This window comes from [Actinomadura] parvosata subsp. kistnae (assembly GCF_900323885.1).
Lineage (GTDB): Bacteria > Actinomycetota > Actinomycetes > Streptosporangiales > Streptosporangiaceae > Nonomuraea > Nonomuraea composti.
This window is the reverse complement of sequence record NZ_OOHJ01000018.1, coordinates 3011961-3031569: the sequence shown is the minus strand read 5'-3', so window position 1 is coordinate 3031569 and position 19609 is coordinate 3011961. Positions and strand designations below refer to the sequence as shown.

Below are 19609 nucleotides of genomic sequence, written 5' to 3'. Positions count from 1 at the left end.
GATGCAGCGCTAAAAGCCTACTCTCATAAGGCGTGCATCCGGCCTATCCGGCTATTTGCCCTGCCCTGATGAGGAGGTGGGCGTACTCGTCGGCTTGGCCGTCGGTGTCGGGGTGGTGGTGCTGGTCGGGGTGGTGGTGCTGGTCGGGGTGGCTGAGGGTGGGCGGTTCCGGCGGTGGGGGCGGAGGGCGTACCGACCGAAAGGTAGGCCAGCACTCCGATCGCCACGAACACCACCGACACCACCGCCGCGGCGCCGAACCCGATCCTGCGGCGCAAACGCCTGCGCCGCTCCTGCCGCAGAGCCTCCTCGCGCCGCATCGCGGCGCGCCTGCGCTTCACCTTTCGCTGTGACATGGCTGCTCCCGAGTACGGTCTCGGGCGTCACCATAGAAGGGCGGGTGTAATGCCGGTCTAAACCGAGAACGCCCTAGTCGCGCAGGGCGTGGCGGCCCTTGCGGCGTTCGGCCACGCGGACGCCGACGAAGATCGCGACGGCGAGCAGCACGACGGCGATGACCGCGTTGGTGCCCATGCCGACGTAGGTCTCCACCACCGACCAGTTGCGGCCCAGGGCCCAGCCGGCCAGGACGAACAGGGTGTTCCAGATCAGGCTGCCGGCGGTGGTGAGGAGGGTGAAGGTGATCAGGGGCATGCGTTCGACGCCGGCGGGGATGGAGATCAGGCTGCGGAAGATGGGGATCATCCGTCCGAAGAACACCGTCTTACGGCCGTGCTTGAGGAACCACGCCTCCGTCTTGGTGATGTCGGAGACCTTCACGAGGGGGATCCTGGCGGCCAGGGCGAGCGTGCGCTCGCGGCCGAGCAGCGCGCCCACCCAGTACAGCGCCAGCGCCCCGGCCACCGAGCCGGCGGTGGTCCACAGCAGGACGGCGAGCAGGTTCATCTCCCCCTGGGAGGCGGTGAAGCCGGCCAGGGGCAGGATCACCTCGCTGGGGAGGGGCGGGAAGAGGTTCTCCAGCGCGATCGCGATCCCGGCCCCGGGGGCGCCGAGTGCTTCCATCAGGTCGATCAGCCATTCCGTCATGTGATCGAGCGTAGGAAGCGGCAGGGTCCGCTCACCATGGGGCGTGTGGCCGTTCCGGGGGTGGGGGAAACCACACCCCCTGGCCGGGGCGCGCGCGGGTCAGGGCAGGGCGGGGACGGCGGGCTGGGCGTCGGTCCAGCCGACGTCGGTGAGCGTCTCGCTGTACGACTTGCCGGGGAACGCCTTGTCCTGGATCTCGACCAGCTGGTCCCGTGACAGCAGCACCATCCGGCCGGTGTCGATGATCAGGGTCATGGTGACGTCGGTGCGTTTCTTGCCCTCGCCGTTCGACTCGTCGATGACGACGGCGGTGCCGGGCCTGCCGAGGGTGTCCTTGGCGGCGCCGGCCTGGCGCACCTTCGGGGAGGTCAGCAGGGCCTGGTAGGCGGCGGCGCGGACCTCCTTCGGGGCGGGCAGGTCGTAGAGGAGCTGCGGCAGGGTGGAGGTGACCCAGTCGCCGAGTCGGGCGGCCGGGATCTCGCCGACCTGGCCCGCCCTGCTGAGCCAGTCCTTGAGCTTGTTCGGGTCGGCGGGAAGGCGCTGCACCTCGTCGTACGTCAGCCACTGGCCCGCGAGGTGGAACTGCCGGCGCTCCCCCCGCATCGGGGCCACGTGGCCCTTGGCCGGCTCGGTGGACAGCTTCACGACCTTGCCGTCGATCGACTTGCCCCATTTGGCGGGCGAGCCGTCGCGCTGCCACGCCTTCTTGTCCTTCTCGGTCGCCGGCAGCGTCCCCAGGTCGCGGTACCCGTACCAGGACCTGCCGTCGGGGGTGGTCCACCGCTCGGAGACCTGCCGCTCCACCAGCGAGTAGGGGTCCTGCTTGGAGCCGAACTGCCAGGGGTGGAGGCGGGTCATCACCGCCCTGGTGTGCCAGTAGGCGCCCTCGGGCGGCGCGGCCGCGGCCGCCGGTGGCGCGCCCAGGACGGCGGCTGCCACGGCCAGGCCGGCGCCGAGCACGACCAGCCGCCGGGCCGGCGCGGTGGCGAACGTCATCGACTTGCTCACTGGTTTCCAACTCACGACCTTCCATACGCCTGGGCCGCACGGAAGGGTTGCCCGCGAACTCTTTTCGGGCGGGCGGGCAACGGTCTGCCGTGGCCGGGGCGTATTAGGAGGCGTGAAATCGGACAGACAGCCATGAGCGGCGCGGAGCACGACTTCGGCGCTTTCGTGGCCGCACGTGCCACGAGTCTGCTGCGGGTCGCCTATCTCGCCTGTGGCGACGAGACGGAGGCCGAGGACCTGCTGCAGACGGCGCTGGAGCGTACCTACAGGAAGTGGGACCGGATCCGCCACGACAGCCCGGAGCCCTACGTCCGCCGTGTCATCGTCAACGCGGCCATCAGCAGGGCCCGGCGCCGGGCCATCCTCAAGATCATCCCCATGCACAGTCCTCCGGACACGCCGGCCCGGACGGACGACCCCGACCTGCAGCACGTGCTCAGGGAGGCGTTGCGGGCCCTGCCGCCCCGGCAGCGGGCCGTGGTGGTGCTGCGGTACTGGGAGGACCTCAGCGAGACGCAGACCGCCGAGGTGCTGGGCTGCTCGGTCGGCACGGTCAAGAGCCAGGCGTCGAAGGCCATGGCCAAGCTCCGCTCGGCGCTCGGCCAGGACACAGTGAAAGGAGTGATCAGGAATGCCCACGCTTGAGGACGAGCTCCGCCGGCTCATGGCGGACGACACCGCGCGGCTGCACGCCGCGCCCGACCTGCTGGAGCGGGTGGTTCGCTCCCACCGGGCCAGGAGGAGCAGGGTGAAGGCCGTGGCGGTGGCCGCGTCCGTGGCCGCCGCCCTGGTCGTCGTCGGCGGCCCCGCGGTCTACCTGTCCGCCGGGCCCGCGCCCACGGCGGGCGGGCCGGGGACGACGTCGGCGGTGCCGGAGCCGCCCGCCATCGACGACACCCCGCCCGCGCCGACCGAGCCCGCGAACCTAGGGGACCTGGGCGACGGGAAGGAGTTCGGGCACGTCAAGGTGGGTTACCTGCCCGAACGGCTGGTGTGGGGGAACTGGTCGATCGACCACGGCGACAGCTACTCGACGTCGTACAACTACAAGGGCGACGACGAGGGCTCGTACCGCGTGCAGATCTTCGTCTACGAGAACGGCGCGGTGCAGGAGCTCGAAGACCGGCTCCAGACGTACCGGGACGAGGAGGAGGGCCAGGAGGTCACGGTGGGCGGCCGGAGCGGCTACCAGGTCGTGACGAACGTCGGCGAGGACGGCATGGCGGGCACCCCCACCCTCTTCCTCAAGCTGGGCGACCGGCAGTGGGCCGAGATCACCTTCAGCCCCGTGTACGCCAAGGAGTTCCGCGACGCCGAGGCCGTCACCGCTGAGCTGAACCGGATCGGGGAAGGGCTCACCTCCACCCTGTGATGCCGGGAACCGGTCAGTTTTCAAGAAGCCGCCGCCTGGGGTGACTCCCTAGCATGAGATCCACCCAGAAAGACCTGCACGGGAGGAACACCCCAATGGCGGACAACAAGGCGTTCGAGGGCTTCACCGACGAAGAGCGCGCCGCGATGAAGGAGCACGCCCAGGAGCTGAAGAAGACCGCGCGCCGCGGCGCGCGCGCCACCGCCGCCGACGGCGAGAACGACGTGCTGGAGAAGATCGCCGAGATGGAGGAGGCGGACCGGGCGCTGGCCGAGCGCGTCCACGCCATCGTCAAGGAGCACGCGCCGGAGCTCACGCCCCGGCTCTGGTACGGCCAGCCCGCCTACTCCAAGAACGGCAAGCTCGTCTGCTTCTTCCAGCCGGCCCGCAAGTTCAAGACGCGGTACGCCACACTTGGTTTCAACGAGGCCGCCAACCTCGACGAGGGCACCATGTGGCCGACGGCCTACGCCCTGACCGCCCTGACCCCCGAGGTCGAGGAGCGGATCGCGGCGCTGGTGAAGCAGGCGGCGAGCTGACGCACGGCGGTGGCCACATGATCATGTCTTCCCGATCGTTCGCCGAGTACCGGGCCATGTTCGCGCTCGGCGACCGTGACCTGGACGGCGTCGTCCTCGACTGCGCGGGCGGCGCGTCCGGTTTCGTGGCCGAGGCCCGCCGCATGGGGGCGCGGGCGCTCGCCACGGACCCGCTCTACGCGCACGGCGCCGCCACGCTGGCCGAGCGGCTCTCGGGCGACCTGGAGCAGGGCGACGCCATGATCGACGCGAACGCGGGGCGGTTCGTGTGGGAGTGGTACGGCTCCGCGGCCCGCCGGCGGGAGCTGCGGGTGGGGGCGAGGCGCGCGTTCATCGCCGACCTGCGGCGGCGGCCCGGCTCGTACGTGGCCGCGAGCCTGCCGCACCTCCCGCTGGCCGGCCGCAGCGTGGACCTGGTGCTCTGCTCGCACCTGCTGTTCACCTGGGCCGACCGGCTCGATCGGGAGTGGCACCGGGCGGCGATCATGGAGATGAGCCGGGTCAGCCGGGGCGAGGTCAGGATCTTCCCGCTGGTCCGGATGGGTGACGGCGAGCCGGTGCCGTTCCTCGGAGCGCTGGTGGCGGAGCTGCGTGATGCGGGGCTGGGGTGCGAGGTGCGCGAGGTGCCGTACGAGTTCCAGCGCGGCGCCCGCCACATGCTGACCGTCACCTGCTCCTGAGCCGTCAGCCCGCCCTGGACGGGTCGTCGTCGCGCGCTCCCGAACCGTCAGCCGGCCCCGACAGGGCCGTGAGGCGGCGGGCGAGGCGGGCGGCCGTCTCGCGCAGCTCCGGCGGATCCAGGACCTCCGCCTCGAACCCCAGCAGCGCCACGTGCATGGCGATCCAGTCGAGGCTGGGGCCGCCGGAGATCAGCACGCACCAGCCGTCGCGATCGTCCTCGACCCGCCCCACCTGGGGCGGCACCACCTCGCGCACCTGCTCGGGCCGGGCGCGCAGCCGGATCCGCGACAGATACGGGTAGGGCGCCTCGGTCACGCCGCGCTGCACGTACGTGACCGGGTCGGGGTGCTCGCGGGGCTGGAAGCGCCAGGTCGTGGCGGTGGCCTCGCGCATCCGGTCGAGGCGGAAGGTGCGCCAGTCGTCGCGGTCCACGTCGTACGCCATGAGGTACCAGCGGCGGCTGGTGGCGACCATCCGTACCGGCTCGACCGTGCGCTCGTGCTCCTCGCCGCCGTGCCCGGCGTACCGGAACCGCACCCGGACGGCGTCGCGGCAGGCCCGTGCGAGCGTCACCAGCAGCTCGGCGTCGATCTCGACGCCGGGGCCGAGCAGGGTGTCGGTGGCGCCGTGCACCGCGCGCACCTCGGCGCGCAGCCGGGGCGGCATCACCTGGTCGAGCTTCGTCAGCGCCCGCAGCGCCGCCTCGCCCGCCCCGGCGACGGTGCCGCCGGAGGCGAGCCGCAGGGAGACGGCGGTCGCGATGGCCTCGTCGTCGTCGAGGAGCAGCGGCGGCAGCCGGGTGCCGGCGCCGAGCTGGTAGCCGCCTCCGACGCCGGCCGTCGCGTGGACGGGGTAGCCGAGGGCGCGCAGCCGCTCCACGTCGCGGCGTACGGAACGGTCGGTGACGCCGAGCTCGGCGGCCAGCTCGGTGGCGGTCCAGGACAGCCGGCTCTGCAGCAGCGAGAGCAGGCGCAGCACCCGCTCGGTCGTCCCCTCGGCGGTCATGGGCTCATGCTCGCACAGAACACGGACCGTTCCTGTCCGGTATTGGCGGCAGGCTGAGCCCCATGACCTGGAACGCGCTGCTCCGCGAGCAGATCGACTGGCACTGGACGAACCAGCTCCGCCCCCGCCTGGCGGGCCTGACCGACGACGAGTACTTCTGGGAGCCGGCCCCCGGAAGCTGGAACGTGCGCCCGCGCGGCACCGGCACCGCGCCCGTGCAGGGCGGATCGGGCGCGATGACGATCGACTTCGAGATCCCGCCGCCCGACCCGGCGCCGTTCACCACCATCTCGTGGCGGCTCGCGCACGTGATCGTCGGCGTGCTCGCCGCCCGCAACGCCTCCCACTTCGGCGGCAAGCCCGCCGACTACCACTCCTTCGAGTACGCCGCCACGGCGGACGAGGCGCTGGCCCAGCTCGACGCCGAGTACGCCACCTGGCTGGCCGGGGTCGAGTCGCTCGGCGAGGACGGGCTCTCCCGCCCCTGCGGGGAGGCGGAAGGCCCGTACGCCGAGTACCCGATGTCGGCGCTCGTGCTGCACATCAACCGGGAGCTGATCCACCACCTGTCCGAGGTGTGCCTCTTGCGCGACCTCTACCTGCACACGGTCAGTGCCGGGACTGCTCCTCCACGGCCTTGAACACGGCGTCGGCGATCGAGCGCGGATCGACCCCGAAGTGCCTGCGTACCGACTCGCGCGTGCCCGACAGGCCGAACCCGTCGGTGCCGAGCGACGTCCACGGCTGGTCGATCCACGGCCGGATCTGGTCGGGGACCGCCCGCATCCAGTCGCTGACCGCGATCACCGGGCCCTGCGCCCCGGCCAGGGCCTGCCGCAGGTACGGCACGCCTGAGGAGGTCATGGCGTCGCGGCGCAGCTCGCTCCACGACGTGACCGACCAGACGTCGACGCCGAGGCCGTAGTCCTCCTGGAGCAGCTTCTGCGCGGCCAGCGCCCAGTGGATGGCGGTGCCGCTGGCCAGCAGGTGGGCCTGCCCGCCGCCCTCCGCGTAGCGGTAGATGCCGCGCAGGATGCCCTCCTCCACGCCCTCCGGCATGGCGGGCTGGGGCATCGGCTCGTTGTAGACGGTCAGGTAGTAGAACACGTCCTCGGGGGACGGGCCGTACATGCGCCTGAGGCCGTCGCGGACGATCGTGCCCACCTCGTACGCGAAGGCGGGGTCGTAGGCGACGCACGCCGGGTTCGCGGAGGCGAGGAGCTGGGAGTGGCCGTCGGCGTGCTGGAGCCCCTCGCCGGTCATCGTGGTGCGGCCGGCGGTGGCGCCGACGAGGAAGCCGCGCCCGAGCTGGTCGGCCAGCGCCCACATCTGGTCGCCGGTGCGCTGGAAGCCGAACATCGCGTAGAAGATGTAGAACGGGATCATGGGCTCGCCGTGGGTGGCGTAGCTGGACGCGGCGGCGGCGAACGACGCCATCGACCCCGCCTCGGTGATGCCCTCGATCAGCAGTTGCCCGTCGGTGGCCTCCTTGTAGGCCAGCAGCAGCTCCCTGTCGACCGACTCGTAGCGCTGCCCCAGCGGCGAGTAGATCTTGGCGGTGGGGAACAGCGACTCCATGCCGAACGTCCTGGCCTCGTCGGGCACGATCGGCACCCACCGGCGGCCGGTCTCCGGCTCCTTCATCAGGTCCTTGACGAGACGGACCAGGGCCATGGTGGTGGCGACCGGCTGCGTCGAGCCCTTCTCCAGCGCGCGGAAGGCCCGCTCGCCCGGCTCGGGCAGCGGCCGGGGCACGACCGTGCGGCGCGGGACGGCGCCGCCGAGGGCGCGGCGCCGCTCGGCCGCGTACCGGGCCTCGGGGGAGTCGGGGCCGGGGTGCGCGTACGGCGGCAGCTCGCCTTCGAGCGCCTCGTCCGGCACCGGCAGCCGCAGCCGGTCGCGCAGGACGCGGAACTCGTCCTGGGTGAGCTTCTTCATCTGGTGGTTGGCGTTGCGGGCCTCGATGCCGGAGCCGAGCATCCAGCCCTTGACGGTCTGCACGAGGACGACGGTGGGCGCGCCCCGGTTGTCGAGCGCCCTGCGGTAGGCGGCGTACACCTTGCGCGGCTCGTGGCCCGCCCGCGAACCGCCGACGATGCGCCGCAGGTCCTCGTCGGAGTAGGGGACGTCCAGCCCGTGGAACAGGTGCTGCCTGATGTAGTCGCCGGACGAGGCCGCGAACGTCTGGAACTGCCCGTCGGGCACCTCCCCCAGCCGGGCCACCAGCTCGTCGGAGTCGAGCAGCCCGTCCCACTCGTGACCCCACAGCGCCTTGACGACGTGCCAGCCCGCGCCCCTGAACACGCCCTCCAGCTCCTGGACCACGCTCGTGTTGCCGCGCACCGGCCCGTCGAGCCGCTGCAGGTTGCAGTTGATCACGAACGTGAGGTTGTCGAGCCCCTCGCGCGCGGCCAGCGTGAGGGCGGCGGTGGACTCGGGCTCGTCCATCTCGCCGTCACCGAGGAAGGCCCACACGTGGCTGCGCGAGGTGTCCTTGATGCCGCGATGGTGCAGGTAGCGGTTGAACCGCGCCTGGTAGATCGCGTTCAGCGGCCCCAGCCCCATGGACACCGTGGGGAACTGCCAGAAGTCCGGCATCGAGCGCGGATGCGGGTACGACGGCAGCCCGCCCTCCGGCTCGCACCTGAACAGGTCGAGCTGCTCCTCGCTCAGCCGGCCCTCCAGGAACGCGCGGGCGTAGATGCCGGGCGAGGCGTGGCCCTGGAAGTAGATCTGGTCGTGCTCGCCGTCGAAGAAGTGGTTGAAGCCGACCTCGTACAGCCAGGCGGCCGAGGCGTAGGTGGCCAGGTGGCCGCCCAGGCCGTGCTTGCTGCCCCGGGTGATCATGACGGCCGCGTTCCAGCGGTCGTAAGCCGAGATACGCTCCTCCAGTGCCAGGTCGCCCGGGTAGGGCGGCTCCTCGGAGGTCGGCACCGTGTTGACGGGCCGGCTGCTCGTGGCGAGCCTTCTCAGCAGGTAGTCGGCCCGTTCGGGGCCGGCCGCGCGGCGCACCGCCTCCAGCGACTCAAGCCATTCGGCGGTCTCCTGCGGATCCAGATCCTTCTCCATGCTTCCATTAAACACCCTATGATCGATCATCCGACATCTGTAGTCTGATGGCGTGAAACCCGTCGTCCGCTCGCCGCTCCGCGACCAGATCCGCCAGACCCTCCTCGACGGCCTCATCAGCGGCCGCTGGGGGCCGGGCGACCGCGTTGTGGAGCGCCAGCTCGCCGCCGAAGCGGGTGTCAGCCAGGCCCCGGTCCGCGAGGCGCTGCGCGAGCTGGCGGCACTGCGCCTCATCGAGTTCTCCCCCAACAAGGGCGCGCGCGTGCGCGAACTCACCCAGGCGGACCTGCGCGAGGTCTACGTGGTCCGGGCCGGCCTGGAGGAGACCGCCGTCCGCCTGCGCCGCCCGCCCATCGCCGCCCTGCGCACCCACCTCGCCCGCATGCACGCCGCCGGCCCCGTCGCCGACCAGGTCCGCCACGGCGTCGCCTTCCACCGCGAGATCGTCAGAGCGGCCGGGAACGAGGTGCTGCTGTCGGTGTGGGAGTCACTCGGCATCGAAGTGTGGACGCACCTGTCGATCCGCCTGTTCAGGACGCACGCTCTGGAGAACGCCGCCGACCACGCACACCTCCTCGCCGCCTTCGAACGCGACGATCCGGGGGCTGGGGTCCTGCTGCGCGAGCACGTCCTCTCCTACGCGGAAACCCCCTGAATCCGTTACGGCAAAGCGGGGGTCACCCCACCCGCCGCAGCTGGCTGACGACCTTCCAGGGAGACGCCCGCTGACCCCTTCAGTGGCGCACCACCGTTACGACGCCCCGTGGGCCATCTTCGTGGCCGAATCGGTCACCATGGCTTCGCCTACCGCATCGCGGTCATCATGGCCTCCGCCACCCACCGCATGCGGACACCATGGCCCACGCCCCCGGCCCGCTACCTTGCAGGTGGCACGGCAGCCAGGTTCAGCACCCGCACCCCGCCGTCCCGCGCCTTCCACGAGATCACCCCCGGCGCCTCGGACCACTCCCCGTCGGGCGGCTCGATCGGCACCAGCTCATCGGCCTGGGCGTCGTACACCCCCAGCCCCACGAAGAACCGATCCCGGAACGGAGCGGATCCCACCTGCTCGGACAACCCCCGCCGCACCCGCAGCCGGCTGCCGTCCGTCCGCTGCAGCACAGCATCCCCGTCCCTGACACCCGAGCACCACGTGGGCCCGCACCGCAGCCCTTCGACCCCGCGCGCAGCCTTGATGGGCACGGTCCGGCCGGTCGCCAGGTTGACCAGCCTCGTGGGGTTGCCGCGCAGGTCGAGCGGCTCGTCGATCGCCCACGGCCAGGAGACGAGCTGCAGCCCGTCCGACCCGGCGATCTGCTCGATCATCCCGGCCGGCAGGTCGAGCCGCCACACCCCGCCGACCGGCGCGGACCACACCACCTGATCGCCGACGACCTGGATCCGATCGACGAACTCACCCTCGACCGGCCCCTGCCGCACGGGCTTCGCGCCCCCACGCAAGGGCACGAACCCGACCTCCCGCTCACCCACCCACGCGACCCACTCACCATCGGCCGCCACCCGCCCCGGCGGCTCGGAAAGCGTGGCTACGAGGCTCGCCCGTCCCGTGGCGGAGTCGTACACCTCGATCGTGGCCGGCGCGGCCAGCACCAGCACCCGCGTCGCGTCGATCGCCGCCAGCGGCCGGTACCGCTCCGGCATCGTGAACACCGCCTGCGGCCACCTCCGCTCGACGGCCGTGACCGGCTCCGGCGTCCTGATGACGGGCTCCGGCGTACCGATGACCGGCTCCGGCGTGCTGATGACCGGAGCGGTCGGCGACGGCCACAGGACCACCGCGACCCACCCGAGCACGACGGCGCACACCGCCGCCAGCACGCCCCGCGCCCGCCGCCCCTCCTGCGCCGCCGCCTGTCGGCCACACCCGCCAGCAGGTCCACCGGCTCGGCCCGCTCCCCGATCGTCCGGATGGCGCGCGCCAGCTCCTCCTCACTCCTCACCACGCCACCTCCCGCCACGTCCCCGAACGACCCCGCACCTACGAATGAGCCCGCACCCGCGAGCGATCCCGCCCGCGCGATCACGCCCGCACCCGCAAGCAAGCCCGCCGACGCGAGCGGTGGTCCCGTACGCGGGAACGACCCAGCCCCCACCCCTACGGCGAGCAAGCGCCTGTCCGGTCTTCACTCCCACCTCCCGCTGAGCGCCTGGGCGCGGACGCGCAGCGTGGCGAGGGCGCGGGACGCCTGGCTGCGGACCGTCCCCCGTGAGACCCCGAGGATCGCCGCGATCTCGTCGTCGCCGAGCTCCTCGTGGTACCGCAGCACCAGCACGGCCCGCTGCCGGGGCGGCAGGGCGCGCAGGCGTTGCCACACGTCCTTGAGGTCGTGCTCGTCGTCCCGTACCGGCGCGACGACCTCGTCCGTGAGGTGTTCGCGCCGCCGCCCGCGCCACCAGCTCACGTGCTGCCTGGCCATGATCGTGCGGACGTAGCCTTCGGGATCGTCCTTGTTGCGGACCCGCCGCCAGGAGGAGCTGAGCCTGAGCAGCGCCTCCTGCACCAGGTCGGCCGCGTCGTCGGCGTTGCCGGTCAGCACCAGGCCGTACCGCAGCAGCGCCGGCCCCCTGGCGCGGACGAAATCCTCGAAGTCCACCTCCCAGGGACGTGCCGGCGCCCGCCTTCGTTGCAAAAATCTTCCCGGCTCAGTCCTCCTTCGCGGTGACGGGCAGCTCCTGGCTCCAGAGGAGGGTCTGGAAGCCGGGCGGGTTCGTGGTCTCGATGACGCCGAGCGCGGTCGCGAGCACGGTCATGCCCTCCTTCAGCTCCTGCGGCCTGGGGAGGGGCGGCACGACCCAGGTGGTCTCGGGGGCGGGGTTCGGGGGGACGCTGCGCGGCAGGACCGTGTCGGTGTCGCCGCGTACGAGTGCGACGTCGTCCTTGCTGAGCACGAAGTAGTAGTGCACCAGGCAGCCTTCCTGCTCCGGCGACGGGGTGTGCTTGCCGACGACCGTCACCTCGTCGTCCGTGACGAGGACCTTGATGATCTGGGACAGGGACATGGAACGTCTCTCTCATTCACTCGGGGATCGGGCCGCGAGCCAGGCACGCACGTGCCCGGCCGACACGGTGTTGCCCTTGCGCTCGTGCAGGGCTCCACTCCTGCGGGCCTCGGTACAAGCCTGCTCGTGCGCGCCCGAGGCGTACAGGACCACTGCGAGATCGAACAGGGCGTCCGCGATGATCGGCGACAGGTCCGTGCGCTGGGCCAGCCGTACGGCGTCGCGGGCCATGTCCACGGCGCCGTCCCGGCCCTGAGCGGCGAGGACGCCGGCTTGGACGCCGCGCCACATGACCTGCGTGGGCAAGTCCTCGTCGCCGGCGTTGCGGGCGCTGACCTGGCACGCGGCCTCCGCCTCCGCGTCGAGGCCGCGCAGGTGCAGGGCGCGGGCGAGCATCGCCGCCGTGGTCGCGAGCAGCGTCCGCTCGCCCATCTCCGACAGCCGCTCGTAGCCGGCCCGCAGCAGCGTCTCGGCCTGCTCAGGACGGCCGGCCAGCAGCTCGATCATGGCCTCGTGGTGGGACACCGCCGACTGCAGCCGGCCCAGCTCGCCGAGAATGTCGTCGGCCTCGCGCAGGCACTCCCTGGCCTCGCCGAACTCGCCCCGCATCGCCAGCAGCAACGCCGACGGATGCAGGATCACGGCCATCGCGGCGGGGCTGCCCGCCACCCGGTCGCGGCTGCGGGCGCACAGGTCGAGCGCCGTCGCCACCGGCATCGGTCCGAACGCCGCCGCCGACGCCCGCCAGCCCAGGATCTCGTACAGCTCCCGGTCGTCGCCCGCGAGCACCGCGTGCCGTTCGGCGTGCCGCCACGACTCGTCGGCCGCGGCGGCCCGCCCCTCCGTCCAGTCGATCGAGGCCCGCAGGCACCACGCCCGGCACAGGCCGCGGTCGTCGCCGCGCAACACGCCCAGGGCCCGGTCCGCCACCCGCCGCGCGTCGGCCAGCGACCAGCCGGTGCCCGCCTGCAGCCGCACCCGCTCCCGCTCCACCTCGGCCAGCGCCACCACGCCCGGCTCGCCGACGGAGATCGCCTCGGCGAGCACCTCGTACGCCTCCTCGAACCGTCCCGCCTCGTGCAACGCCGCCCCCAGCCTGGGCAGCAACGCGGCACGTCCGGGATCACGGCACGGCATGAGCGCGACCGCCCGCCGCCACAACCGGGCGCCCGCCACCACGTCCCCTCTCAGCAACGCGGCAGGCGCGGCGGCGGCGAGCTGCGCGGCCGCCTCCCGCGCCAGCGCCCGCTCCCGCTCCCCCGACAGCCCCAGCTCGCCCCGCAGGCGCACGCACGACTCCAGATGGTGGCCGATCGCCGCCGGCTGCGCGCCCGCCTTGCCCGCCAGCCAGCCCGCGATCCGCTCGTGCAGGTCGGCGCGGGTCCGCTTCGGCAGGCTGTCGTAGGCGACCTCGCCGATGAGCGCATGCGAGAACCGGAACGCGTCCTCGTCGGCGAACTCCGCCGTGTCCGCCCTGACCAGATTCTTCCGTACGAGAGACATGAGAGCCGCCCGCGCACCCCCCGGCACCAGCGCCGCGACCGCCCCCCAATGAAACGTGACACCCTCGACCGAGGCGTACTGCAACACCATCCGCTCACCAGGATCGAGATGATCGATACGGGCCGCCAGCACCGCCTGAACGGTCATGGGCAACGCCGCCGTCCCCGTCTCCTCCCTGGCCGCGACAAGCTGCTCCAGAAAGAACGGGTTCCCCTCCGCGACCCGCACGACCGCCTCCACCTCGCCCTGATCGAGGGCCCCGGCCGCCGCGTTCTCCGCCAGCTTGTACGCCTCCTGCTCCGACAACGGCCCCAACACCACCGCCTCCGACCAGGACGGCCGCCGCTCACGCGACAAACACAGGAGCAGGATGGGCGCGCCGGTGGAGCAGGCGACGAGGTAGTCGAGCAAGTCCAGCAACTCGGGCGGAGCATGCTGAGCATCGTCAACCACGACGACCAGCGGACGACGGGCGGCGGCCCGTTCAAGCAGCCTCCGCACGGCCCAGAACATCTCATCGGCCTGCAACGGCTGCCCCACCACCCCCAAAACCCGCCGCACCCGCTCCTCCTCGCTGACGGGGGCCCGGCGACCACGCTCCCGCTCACCTCCTGCCAAAGCCCGACCGGTACGTTCCTGCTCGCCCCCTGCCAAGCCCCGACCGACACGCTCCTCCTCTCCGATCCGAGATCGGCCAGCACGCTCCCCCTCCCCGCCTACCGGAGTCCGGCGGGTGCCCTCCTGCTCGTCGCCTGCTGCCAGAGCACGCCCGACGTGCTCCTCCTCCCCTGCAGCCGGAGTCCGACCGGCCCGCTCCTGGTCGCCCCCTCCCGGAGCCCGACCGGCGTCCTCCTCCCCTCCAACCTGTGCCGGGCCGACGCGCTCCTCCCCTCCAACCTGAGCCCGACCGACGCGCTCCTCCCCTCCAACCTGAGCCCGACCGACGCGCTCCTCCCCTCCAACCTGAGCCCGACCGACGCGCTCCTCCCCGCCGACCGGGATCTGCCTGACGAGTTGCGGCAGCTCCGCCCCCGTGCCGTACGAGGCGCAGCGGACGATCACGACCGAGACCTGGACCGTGTCCTCCTCCAGCAGGCGCGCGGCAAGCCGGGACTTGCCGATGCCCGGCGGCCCGATCACGGTCACCAACCGGCAGGCCCGGTCGGCGACGACCTCTTGGAGCGTTTGCCGGAGCTGGTGCAGCTGCTGGTGGCGGCCCACGAACGGGACCGGCGACCGCCCAAGCGGCGGCGGATCGCGCCGCAGCCCGCACAGCAGCCACGCGGGCGCACCCGCCACCGGAGCGGCGTGCGGCTCCGTCTCGGCAATCGTGCGGACCAGGCTGTACGTGCGCCCACCGATCAGGATGCCCCCGTCGGGGGCCGCCTGCTGGAGCTGACTCGCAGCCTCGAACACGTGCCCAGTGGCCGCCTGCCGCCCCGTATCGGGCGCGTGCCCGCGAACCGGGGAGCCGCCCGGAACGTAACCCTGGACCGGAGAGCCATACGGAACGTGCCCGTGAACCGGGGAGTCGTCCGGAACGGGAAGACCCTGAACTGGGGAGCCGTCCGGTACGTAACCCCAAACTGGGGAGCCGTCCGGTGCGTGCCCCTGAACCGGGGAGGCGTCCGGTACGGGACCCTGAACCGGGGAGCCGTCCGGAACGCGGCTGTGGGACGGGGAGTCGTCCGGAACGTACGCCTCCCCCGACTCGACGCCGAGCCGTACCGGCAGTGTGACGCCGTGGTCGCGCTCCACCTCCGCCTGCCAGGCTCGGAGCGCGTCGCGCAGCTCAACGGCGGCGCGCACCGCCCGGGGCGCGTCGTCCTCGCGCACCTCGCTCAGCCCGAACACCCCCGCCATCGGCCGTCCGGGCGGCCGCAGCACGCTGCCGCCGTGCCGGATGACCACGTCGGCGCAGGTGCGGGTATGCGCATCCAGCACGCGGTGCAGCAGCTCGGGGTCCAGCGCGGCGGTGCTGGCGGCATTGGCGGCGAGAACGGTGACGAGCCGCCTGGTCCCTTTGGGTTCCGGCGCGTCGGGCCAATGGAACGCGTCAGGGACATCCGCCACCTCCGGGGCTTGCGACACGTCGGAGGGCTGGGGCACCGCAGGGGCTTGCGACATGTTGGAGGGGTGGGGCACCTCGGGGGCGTGGGGATTAGGGGGCTGCGGCACCGCAGGGGTGCTCTGTGCGAGCGGTGTGGGCGCTCCAGGCAGTGCGCCGGTTTCCCGTGAAACAGGCGCGGATGCTGTGCCGCCCGGAGCAGGCGGGCGATCGTTCGCCACGTGGCCTGAGGCTGGTGGGCGGTCGGTCGCCGGATGACGCGGCGCGGGCGCGCGGCCGGTCGCCGGATGGCCCGGCGCGGGCGGACGGTTGGTCGTCGGGTGGGCTGGGGCTGGTGGATTGGTCGTCGGGTGGGCTGGGGCTGGTGGATTGGTCGTCGGGTGGGCTGGGGCTGGTGGATTGGTCGTCGGGTGGGCTGGGGCTGGTGGGTGGTGCAGTGGTGGGTGGTTGGGGGTGAGTTCTGGGGACTGGGTCAGGACCAGGTGCTCCATGCGGCGTAGCGCCGGGCCCGGCTCCAGCCCGAGTTCCTCGGCCAGCAGTCGCCGGGTGTCGCGGTAGACGGCCAGGGCTTCGGCCTGGCGTCCCGATCGGTAGAGGGCGAGCATGAGCTGGGCTCGTGGCCGTTCCCTGTACGGGTGGGCCGCGGCCAGCTCTCGCAGGTCCGGTACGAGCGCGGCCCCGCCGCCCAGGGCCAGCTCCGCCTCCATCAGCTCTTCGGTGACGTCGATTCGCTGTTCGGTAAGCCGTTCGACCTCCCCGGCCGCCGCGGCCATGAACGTCAGCCCGGCCAGCGCCTCCCCCCGCCACAACGACAGTGCCCGCCGGTACAGCTCCGCCGCCCGCTCAAGATCTGCCGCACGTCTGAGGTCAGCCGCCGGGCCGAGGCCGGCCCCACGTCCGGGATCCGCCGCACGCCCGAGACCCGCTGCCGGTCTGTGCCCGGCCCCTCGTCCGGGATCCGCCGCACGCCCGAGACCCGCTGCCGGGCCGAGGCTGGCCGCCCATCCGGGATCGGCTGCACGTCCGGGATCCGCCGCCCGTCCGGGATCCGCCGCCCGTCCGGGATCCGCCGCTGGCCTGGGATCCGCCGCAGGCCCGAGGCCGGCCGCGCGCCCCTGATCCGCTGCCGGGCCGAGGCCGACCGGCCGAGCGGGATCCGCCGCACCTCCGGGATCAGCCGCACGTCCGAGATCCGCTGCCGGGCCGAGGCCGGGCGTCCGCCCGCAGTCCGCTGTGCGTCCGAGATCGGACGCGGGTCCGAGGTCAGCCGCCTGACCGGGATCCGCCGAACGTCCGAGACCCGCTGCCGGGCCGAGGCTGGCCGCCCGCCCGGGATCAGCCGCACCTCCGGGATCGGCCGCACGTCCGAGATCCGCCGCACCGCCGACGTCAGCCGCCCGAGCGGGACCCGCCGCACCTCCGAGATCCGCTGCATGGCCGAGGTCGGGCGGTCGCCCGGAGTTCGCCGCACGTCCCAGATCGGCAGCCGGTCCGAGACCAGCCACACCCCCGAGATCCGCCGCCCGACCGGGATCCACCGCACGTCCGAGATCCGCTGCCGGGCCGAGGCCGGGTGGGTGTTCGGGGTTTGGTGCCCAGCGGGGGTCGGATGCCGGGTCGGGGTCGGTTAGCCGTCGGGGAGGCGGTGGGTGGTCGAGATCGGCTGCGGGGCCGGCGTTTGCGGTCCTTCCGAGGGTGGTCGGTCGCCACGGATCCGGCGGCCAGGAAAAATCAAGTGGTCGGCCGAGGCTTGCTGCTCGGCCTTGTTGGGCGAGGTGTTCGAAGTGGGCGGCGTCGAGGGTGCCCGGTGGGACTACTGCCAGATAGCCGCGTCCTCTCGTGAGGATCGCGTCGCCGCCCAGGATGCGGCGCAGCCCCGACACGTACCCCTGGACGATTTTGGAGGCGCTCGGAGGCGGTGCCGGTCCCCAGACCTCGTCCACGAGGCGGCCGGCCGGTACCACCTCGTTGGGGTGCAGCAGGAGCACGCCGAGGATGACCTGCTGCTTGGCGGCGCCCAGGTCGAGCGGGCGGCCGCCCTGCAGCACCTCCAGCGGGCCAAGGATGCGGAGCTCCATGGGTGTCCTCCTTCGCGCGGGCGAACGAGCCACGACCCCCGTAGGCATACTGACTCCGCCGTCCGGGGACTTCCAGGTCTTTTCGCACATCCGCGATCTACCGGCGCTGAACCGGGGCTGAACCGGGCCCGCGCACGATCGGAGACGCAAGGCTCTCGAAAGGACCGGACGCATGATGAGTGGGATCGACGACGCGGAGCTGCACGAGCTCGTTCCGGGGGTCTACGCCTGGGTTCAGCCGGACTGGACCTGGTGGGTGAACAACGCGGGCGCCGTGACCGGCTCCGGCGGCACCGTCGTGATCGACACGTGCGCCAGCGAGCGGCGTACCCGGCGTTTCCTGATGCAGCTGGCCGCCCGTACGCACGGCGCGCCCGTGCGGATGGCCGTGAACACGCACGACCACGGCGACCACACGCACGGCAACAGCCTGCTGCCGGCGGACACGGTCGTCGTCGGGCACGAGAGCACGCGCGAGGGCATCCTCCGGGACATCCTCATCGACGGGGCGCCGCCGTTCTGGGAGCCGGTGCCGGACTGGGGGAACGTCTCGCGGCGCGCCCCTTCGATGGTGTTCCGGTCGGAGGTGGCGTTGTACACGGGTGAGCGGCGGATCGAGCTGCGGCATCCGGGGTTCGTCGCGCACTCGGCGGGTGACGTGGTGGCGTGGCTGCCGGAGGAGCGGGTGCTGTTCGCGGGGGACCTGCTCTTCAACGGGGTCGCGCCGCTGGCGATCAGCGGCTCGCTGGAGGGGTCGGTGCGGGCGCTGGACTGGCTGGCGGCGTTCGCGCCCGAGCTGGTGGTGCCGGGGCACGGGCCGCTGGTGGACGCGCGGGCGCTGCCGTACGTGCTGGCCGAGCAGGAGCGGTACTTCCGGTTCGTGCAGAAGGAGGCGGCGAGGGGGCTCAGCCCACTGGAGGCGGCGCGGCAGGCCGACCTGGGCGAGTTCACCGCGTGGGGGGATCCGGAGCGGCTGGTGCTGAACCTGCACAGGGCCGCCACGGAGGGCAGGGTGGACATGGTGGCAGCCGCAGCGGACGCGATCGCCTACAACGGGGGCCCGCTGCGGACCACCCTCTGACCCCGCCCCAGGCCGGGGCCATCTGCGAGCGCGCCACCTGCCGGGCTCGCGCACCACCTGTCCGCCCCCAGACCGCCTGCCCGCCCCGGACCGCCTGCCCGCCCCGGACCGCCTGCCCGCGCGCCACCGACCGGTGCCCGCCCGGGTTCGGGAGGGCGGATCTAGCATGAGGGCATGTTCTCGAGTCGGTACAGACTGAAGAAGTAAACCCGCGCCACGTCCCCGAGCTCCCCCCATGGATGGGCCCGTCCATGGCGGAGAAGGGCACGCTGTTGCCCGTCGATCTGGAGCTGGCCCGCAGCGATCAGGTGGTGCTCGGGCTGCCGTTCGTCCGGGCGTACCGGACGGGGTGCGCGTTGCCGGTGGAGGTGGCGGTGCGGCAGGACGGCCTGGACGCCGGCGACTTCCTGGACCTGCACATGATGACGGTGTACGCGACGCCCCGCCTGCGGGTGCGCGCCGGCGAGCCGCTGCCCGACCGCCTGCTGCGCTGGGGTGTGCGGTACGCCGACGGCACCAAGCTCACCACCCTCGACGAGCGGGGTTTCCCGCCTGCTGGGCCGTTGCTGCTGCTGAGCCCGGCCGGTGACGTCATGACGGGCACCCTGCACTCGGGGGTGCGGCTGTGGTTGTGGCCGCTGCCGCCGCCCGAGCCGTTCGAGCTCGCCGTGGAGTGGCCGCTGGGCGGGATCGGGCTGACGATCGTCGAGTTCGACGGCGCGGCCATCACGGCGGCGGCGCAGCGGTCCACCCCGTACTGGCCCTGATCAGAGTTTGTTGCCGGGTGCCTCGTGCGGCACCGGCCAGACCTCCACGGCGCCCACTGACGCGAACGGGATCTCGGCGGCGATCTCCAGGGCGCGCCGCTCGTCCGGCACCTCCAGCAGGTACCAGCTCGCCAGGTGCTCCTTGGCCTCCAGGTAGGGCCCGTCGGTGACGGCGGGCACGCCGCCGCGCACGCGGACGGTCCGCGCTTCCGAGGCGGGGGCGTTGCCGTAGGCGAGGAGCAGCTCGCCCGTCCCGGCGTACTTGCGGTTGAACGCGTCCTGCCCCTCGATGGCCCGCTGCGCCTCCTCCGCCGAGAACGACTCCCAGAGCTCGGCGTTGCCGTAGATGATGACCATGTACTTCACGATG

Annotated in this window: 18 protein-coding genes and 1 pseudogene; 8 read left to right on the top strand and 11 right to left on the bottom strand. The window is 72.6% G+C overall.

Annotated features, from left to right (window positions below):
- Positions 1–429 precede the first annotated feature (429 nt).
- Both KIS93_RS34230 and KIS93_RS34225 read right to left on the bottom strand, forming a co-directional pair.
- Positions 430–1047, bottom strand: coding sequence for a DedA family protein (locus KIS93_RS34230; protein ID WP_080043770.1), 618 nt, complete (start codon positions 1045–1047; stop codon positions 430–432).
- Positions 1048–1146: 99 nt separating this feature from the next.
- The gene (locus tag KIS93_RS34225) at positions 1147–2070 is read right to left on the bottom strand and encodes a hypothetical protein (RefSeq protein ID WP_186404568.1); all 924 of its coding nucleotides are present in this window, start codon (positions 2068–2070) and stop codon (positions 1147–1149) included.
- Positions 2071–2187: 117 nt separating this feature from the next.
- Between KIS93_RS34225 and KIS93_RS34220 the strand changes: the two genes are divergently transcribed.
- The 4 genes from KIS93_RS34220 (at position 2188) to KIS93_RS34205 (ending at position 4646) form a co-directional block, all read left to right on the top strand.
- Positions 2188–2700: a SigE family RNA polymerase sigma factor gene (locus tag KIS93_RS34220; RefSeq protein ID WP_080043772.1), complete on the top strand. Its 513-nt coding sequence runs from the start codon at positions 2188–2190 to the stop codon at positions 2698–2700.
- A complete protein-coding gene (locus KIS93_RS34215) occupies positions 2687–3427 on the top strand; it encodes a hypothetical protein (protein ID WP_080043773.1) in 741 nt (246 codons plus the stop codon). The genes KIS93_RS34220 and KIS93_RS34215 overlap by 14 nt, the downstream gene beginning before the upstream one ends.
- A 95-nt stretch (positions 3428–3522) precedes the next feature.
- Complete coding sequence (locus tag KIS93_RS34210; protein WP_080043774.1) at positions 3523–3966, top strand: iron chaperone; 444 nt, start codon at positions 3523–3525, stop codon at positions 3964–3966.
- Positions 3967–3983: 17 nt separating this feature from the next.
- Positions 3984–4646 carry a class I SAM-dependent methyltransferase gene (locus KIS93_RS34205; RefSeq protein WP_080043775.1) on the top strand — a complete coding sequence of 221 codons (663 nt, stop codon included), beginning with the start codon at positions 3984–3986 and terminating at the stop codon, positions 4644–4646.
- A gap of 4 nt (positions 4647–4650) precedes the next feature.
- Here KIS93_RS34205 and KIS93_RS34200 read toward each other — a convergent pair whose 3' ends face one another.
- Complete coding sequence (locus tag KIS93_RS34200) at positions 4651–5652, bottom strand: helix-turn-helix transcriptional regulator (protein WP_080043776.1); 1002 nt, start codon at positions 5650–5652, stop codon at positions 4651–4653.
- Positions 5653–5714: 62 nt separating this feature from the next.
- Here KIS93_RS34200 and KIS93_RS34195 point away from each other — a divergent pair, with 62 nt between their 5' ends.
- Positions 5715–6293: a DinB family protein gene (locus KIS93_RS34195; RefSeq protein ID WP_080043777.1), complete on the top strand. Its 579-nt coding sequence runs from the start codon at positions 5715–5717 to the stop codon at positions 6291–6293.
- Here KIS93_RS34195 and aceE read toward each other — a convergent pair.
- Positions 6262–8721: a pyruvate dehydrogenase (acetyl-transferring), homodimeric type gene (gene aceE / locus KIS93_RS34190; RefSeq protein WP_155128742.1), complete on the bottom strand. Its 2460-nt coding sequence runs from the start codon at positions 8719–8721 to the stop codon at positions 6262–6264. The genes KIS93_RS34195 and aceE overlap by 32 nt on opposite strands.
- 52 nt (positions 8722–8773) lie before the next feature.
- Between aceE and KIS93_RS34185 the strand changes: the two genes are divergently transcribed.
- Positions 8774–9376, top strand: coding sequence for a GntR family transcriptional regulator (locus tag KIS93_RS34185; RefSeq protein WP_080043779.1), 603 nt, complete (start codon positions 8774–8776; stop codon positions 9374–9376).
- A 221-nt stretch (positions 9377–9597) separates the two neighbouring features.
- Here KIS93_RS34185 and KIS93_RS34180 read toward each other — a convergent pair whose 3' ends face one another.
- The 6 genes and pseudogenes from KIS93_RS34180 to KIS93_RS69175 form a co-directional block, all read right to left on the bottom strand.
- Complete coding sequence (locus tag KIS93_RS34180; protein WP_186404566.1) at positions 9598–10560, bottom strand: hypothetical protein; 963 nt, start codon at positions 10558–10560, stop codon at positions 9598–9600.
- A 305-nt stretch (positions 10561–10865) separates the two neighbouring features.
- On the bottom strand, positions 10866–11336 hold the full coding sequence (locus KIS93_RS34175; protein WP_230465667.1) for a SigE family RNA polymerase sigma factor: 471 nt from the start codon (positions 11334–11336) through the stop codon (positions 10866–10868).
- Positions 11337–11385: 49 nt separating this feature from the next.
- A complete protein-coding gene (locus KIS93_RS34170) occupies positions 11386–11742 on the bottom strand; it encodes a hypothetical protein (protein WP_080043782.1) in 357 nt (118 codons plus the stop codon).
- Positions 11743–11754: 12 nt separating this feature from the next.
- Positions 11755–16128, bottom strand: a complete 4374-nt coding sequence (locus KIS93_RS65890; protein WP_420895884.1) for a BTAD domain-containing putative transcriptional regulator — start codon at positions 16126–16128, stop codon at positions 11755–11757.
- Positions 16092–16856: a hypothetical protein gene (locus KIS93_RS65885; RefSeq protein WP_230465668.1), complete on the bottom strand. Its 765-nt coding sequence runs from the start codon at positions 16854–16856 to the stop codon at positions 16092–16094. The genes KIS93_RS65890 and KIS93_RS65885 overlap by 37 nt, the downstream gene beginning before the upstream one ends.
- A 289-nt stretch (positions 16857–17145) precedes the next feature.
- Positions 17146–17391 (bottom strand): annotated as a pseudogene (locus KIS93_RS69175) (AfsR/SARP family transcriptional regulator); the annotation flags it as partial.
- A 172-nt stretch (positions 17392–17563) separates the two neighbouring features.
- Here KIS93_RS69175 and KIS93_RS34160 point away from each other — a divergent pair.
- Together KIS93_RS34160 and KIS93_RS34155 are read left to right on the top strand one after the other, a co-directional pair.
- Complete coding sequence (locus tag KIS93_RS34160) at positions 17564–18472, top strand: MBL fold metallo-hydrolase (protein ID WP_080043784.1); 909 nt, start codon at positions 17564–17566, stop codon at positions 18470–18472.
- A 251-nt stretch (positions 18473–18723) separates the two neighbouring features.
- On the top strand, positions 18724–19239 hold the full coding sequence (locus tag KIS93_RS34155) for a hypothetical protein (protein ID WP_080043785.1): 516 nt from the start codon (positions 18724–18726) through the stop codon (positions 19237–19239).
- Here the strand turns inward: KIS93_RS34155 and KIS93_RS34150 are convergent, their stop codons facing one another.
- On the bottom strand, positions 19240–19596 hold the full coding sequence (locus KIS93_RS34150) for a YciI family protein (RefSeq protein ID WP_230466580.1): 357 nt from the start codon (positions 19594–19596) through the stop codon (positions 19240–19242). It lies immediately after the preceding gene.
- Positions 19597–19609: the final 13 nt, after the last annotated feature.

Coding starts and splice junctions, on each gene's coding strand:
- KIS93_RS34230 (WP_080043770.1), bottom strand. CDS start 1,047: ATGACGGAATGGCTGATCGACCTGATGGAAGCACTCGGCGCCCCCGGG.
- KIS93_RS34220 (WP_080043772.1), top strand. CDS start 2,188: ATGAGCGGCGCGGAGCACGACTTCGGCGCTTTCGTGGCCGCACGTGCC.
- KIS93_RS34215 (WP_080043773.1), top strand. CDS start 2,687: ATGCCCACGCTTGAGGACGAGCTCCGCCGGCTCATGGCGGACGACACC.
- KIS93_RS34210 (WP_080043774.1), top strand. CDS start 3,523: ATGGCGGACAACAAGGCGTTCGAGGGCTTCACCGACGAAGAGCGCGCC.
- KIS93_RS34205 (WP_080043775.1), top strand. CDS start 3,984: ATGATCATGTCTTCCCGATCGTTCGCCGAGTACCGGGCCATGTTCGCG.
- KIS93_RS34200 (WP_080043776.1), bottom strand. CDS start 5,652: ATGACCGCCGAGGGGACGACCGAGCGGGTGCTGCGCCTGCTCTCGCTG.
- KIS93_RS34195 (WP_080043777.1), top strand. CDS start 5,715: ATGACCTGGAACGCGCTGCTCCGCGAGCAGATCGACTGGCACTGGACG.
- aceE (WP_155128742.1), bottom strand. CDS start 8,721: ATGGAGAAGGATCTGGATCCGCAGGAGACCGCCGAATGGCTTGAGTCG.
- KIS93_RS34170 (WP_080043782.1), bottom strand. CDS start 11,742: ATGTCCCTGTCCCAGATCATCAAGGTCCTCGTCACGGACGACGAGGTG.
- KIS93_RS34160 (WP_080043784.1), top strand. CDS start 17,564: ATGATGAGTGGGATCGACGACGCGGAGCTGCACGAGCTCGTTCCGGGG.
- KIS93_RS34155 (WP_080043785.1), top strand. CDS start 18,724: ATGGCGGAGAAGGGCACGCTGTTGCCCGTCGATCTGGAGCTGGCCCGC.
- KIS93_RS34150 (WP_230466580.1), bottom strand. CDS start 19,596: ATGGTCATCATCTACGGCAACGCCGAGCTCTGGGAGTCGTTCTCGGCG.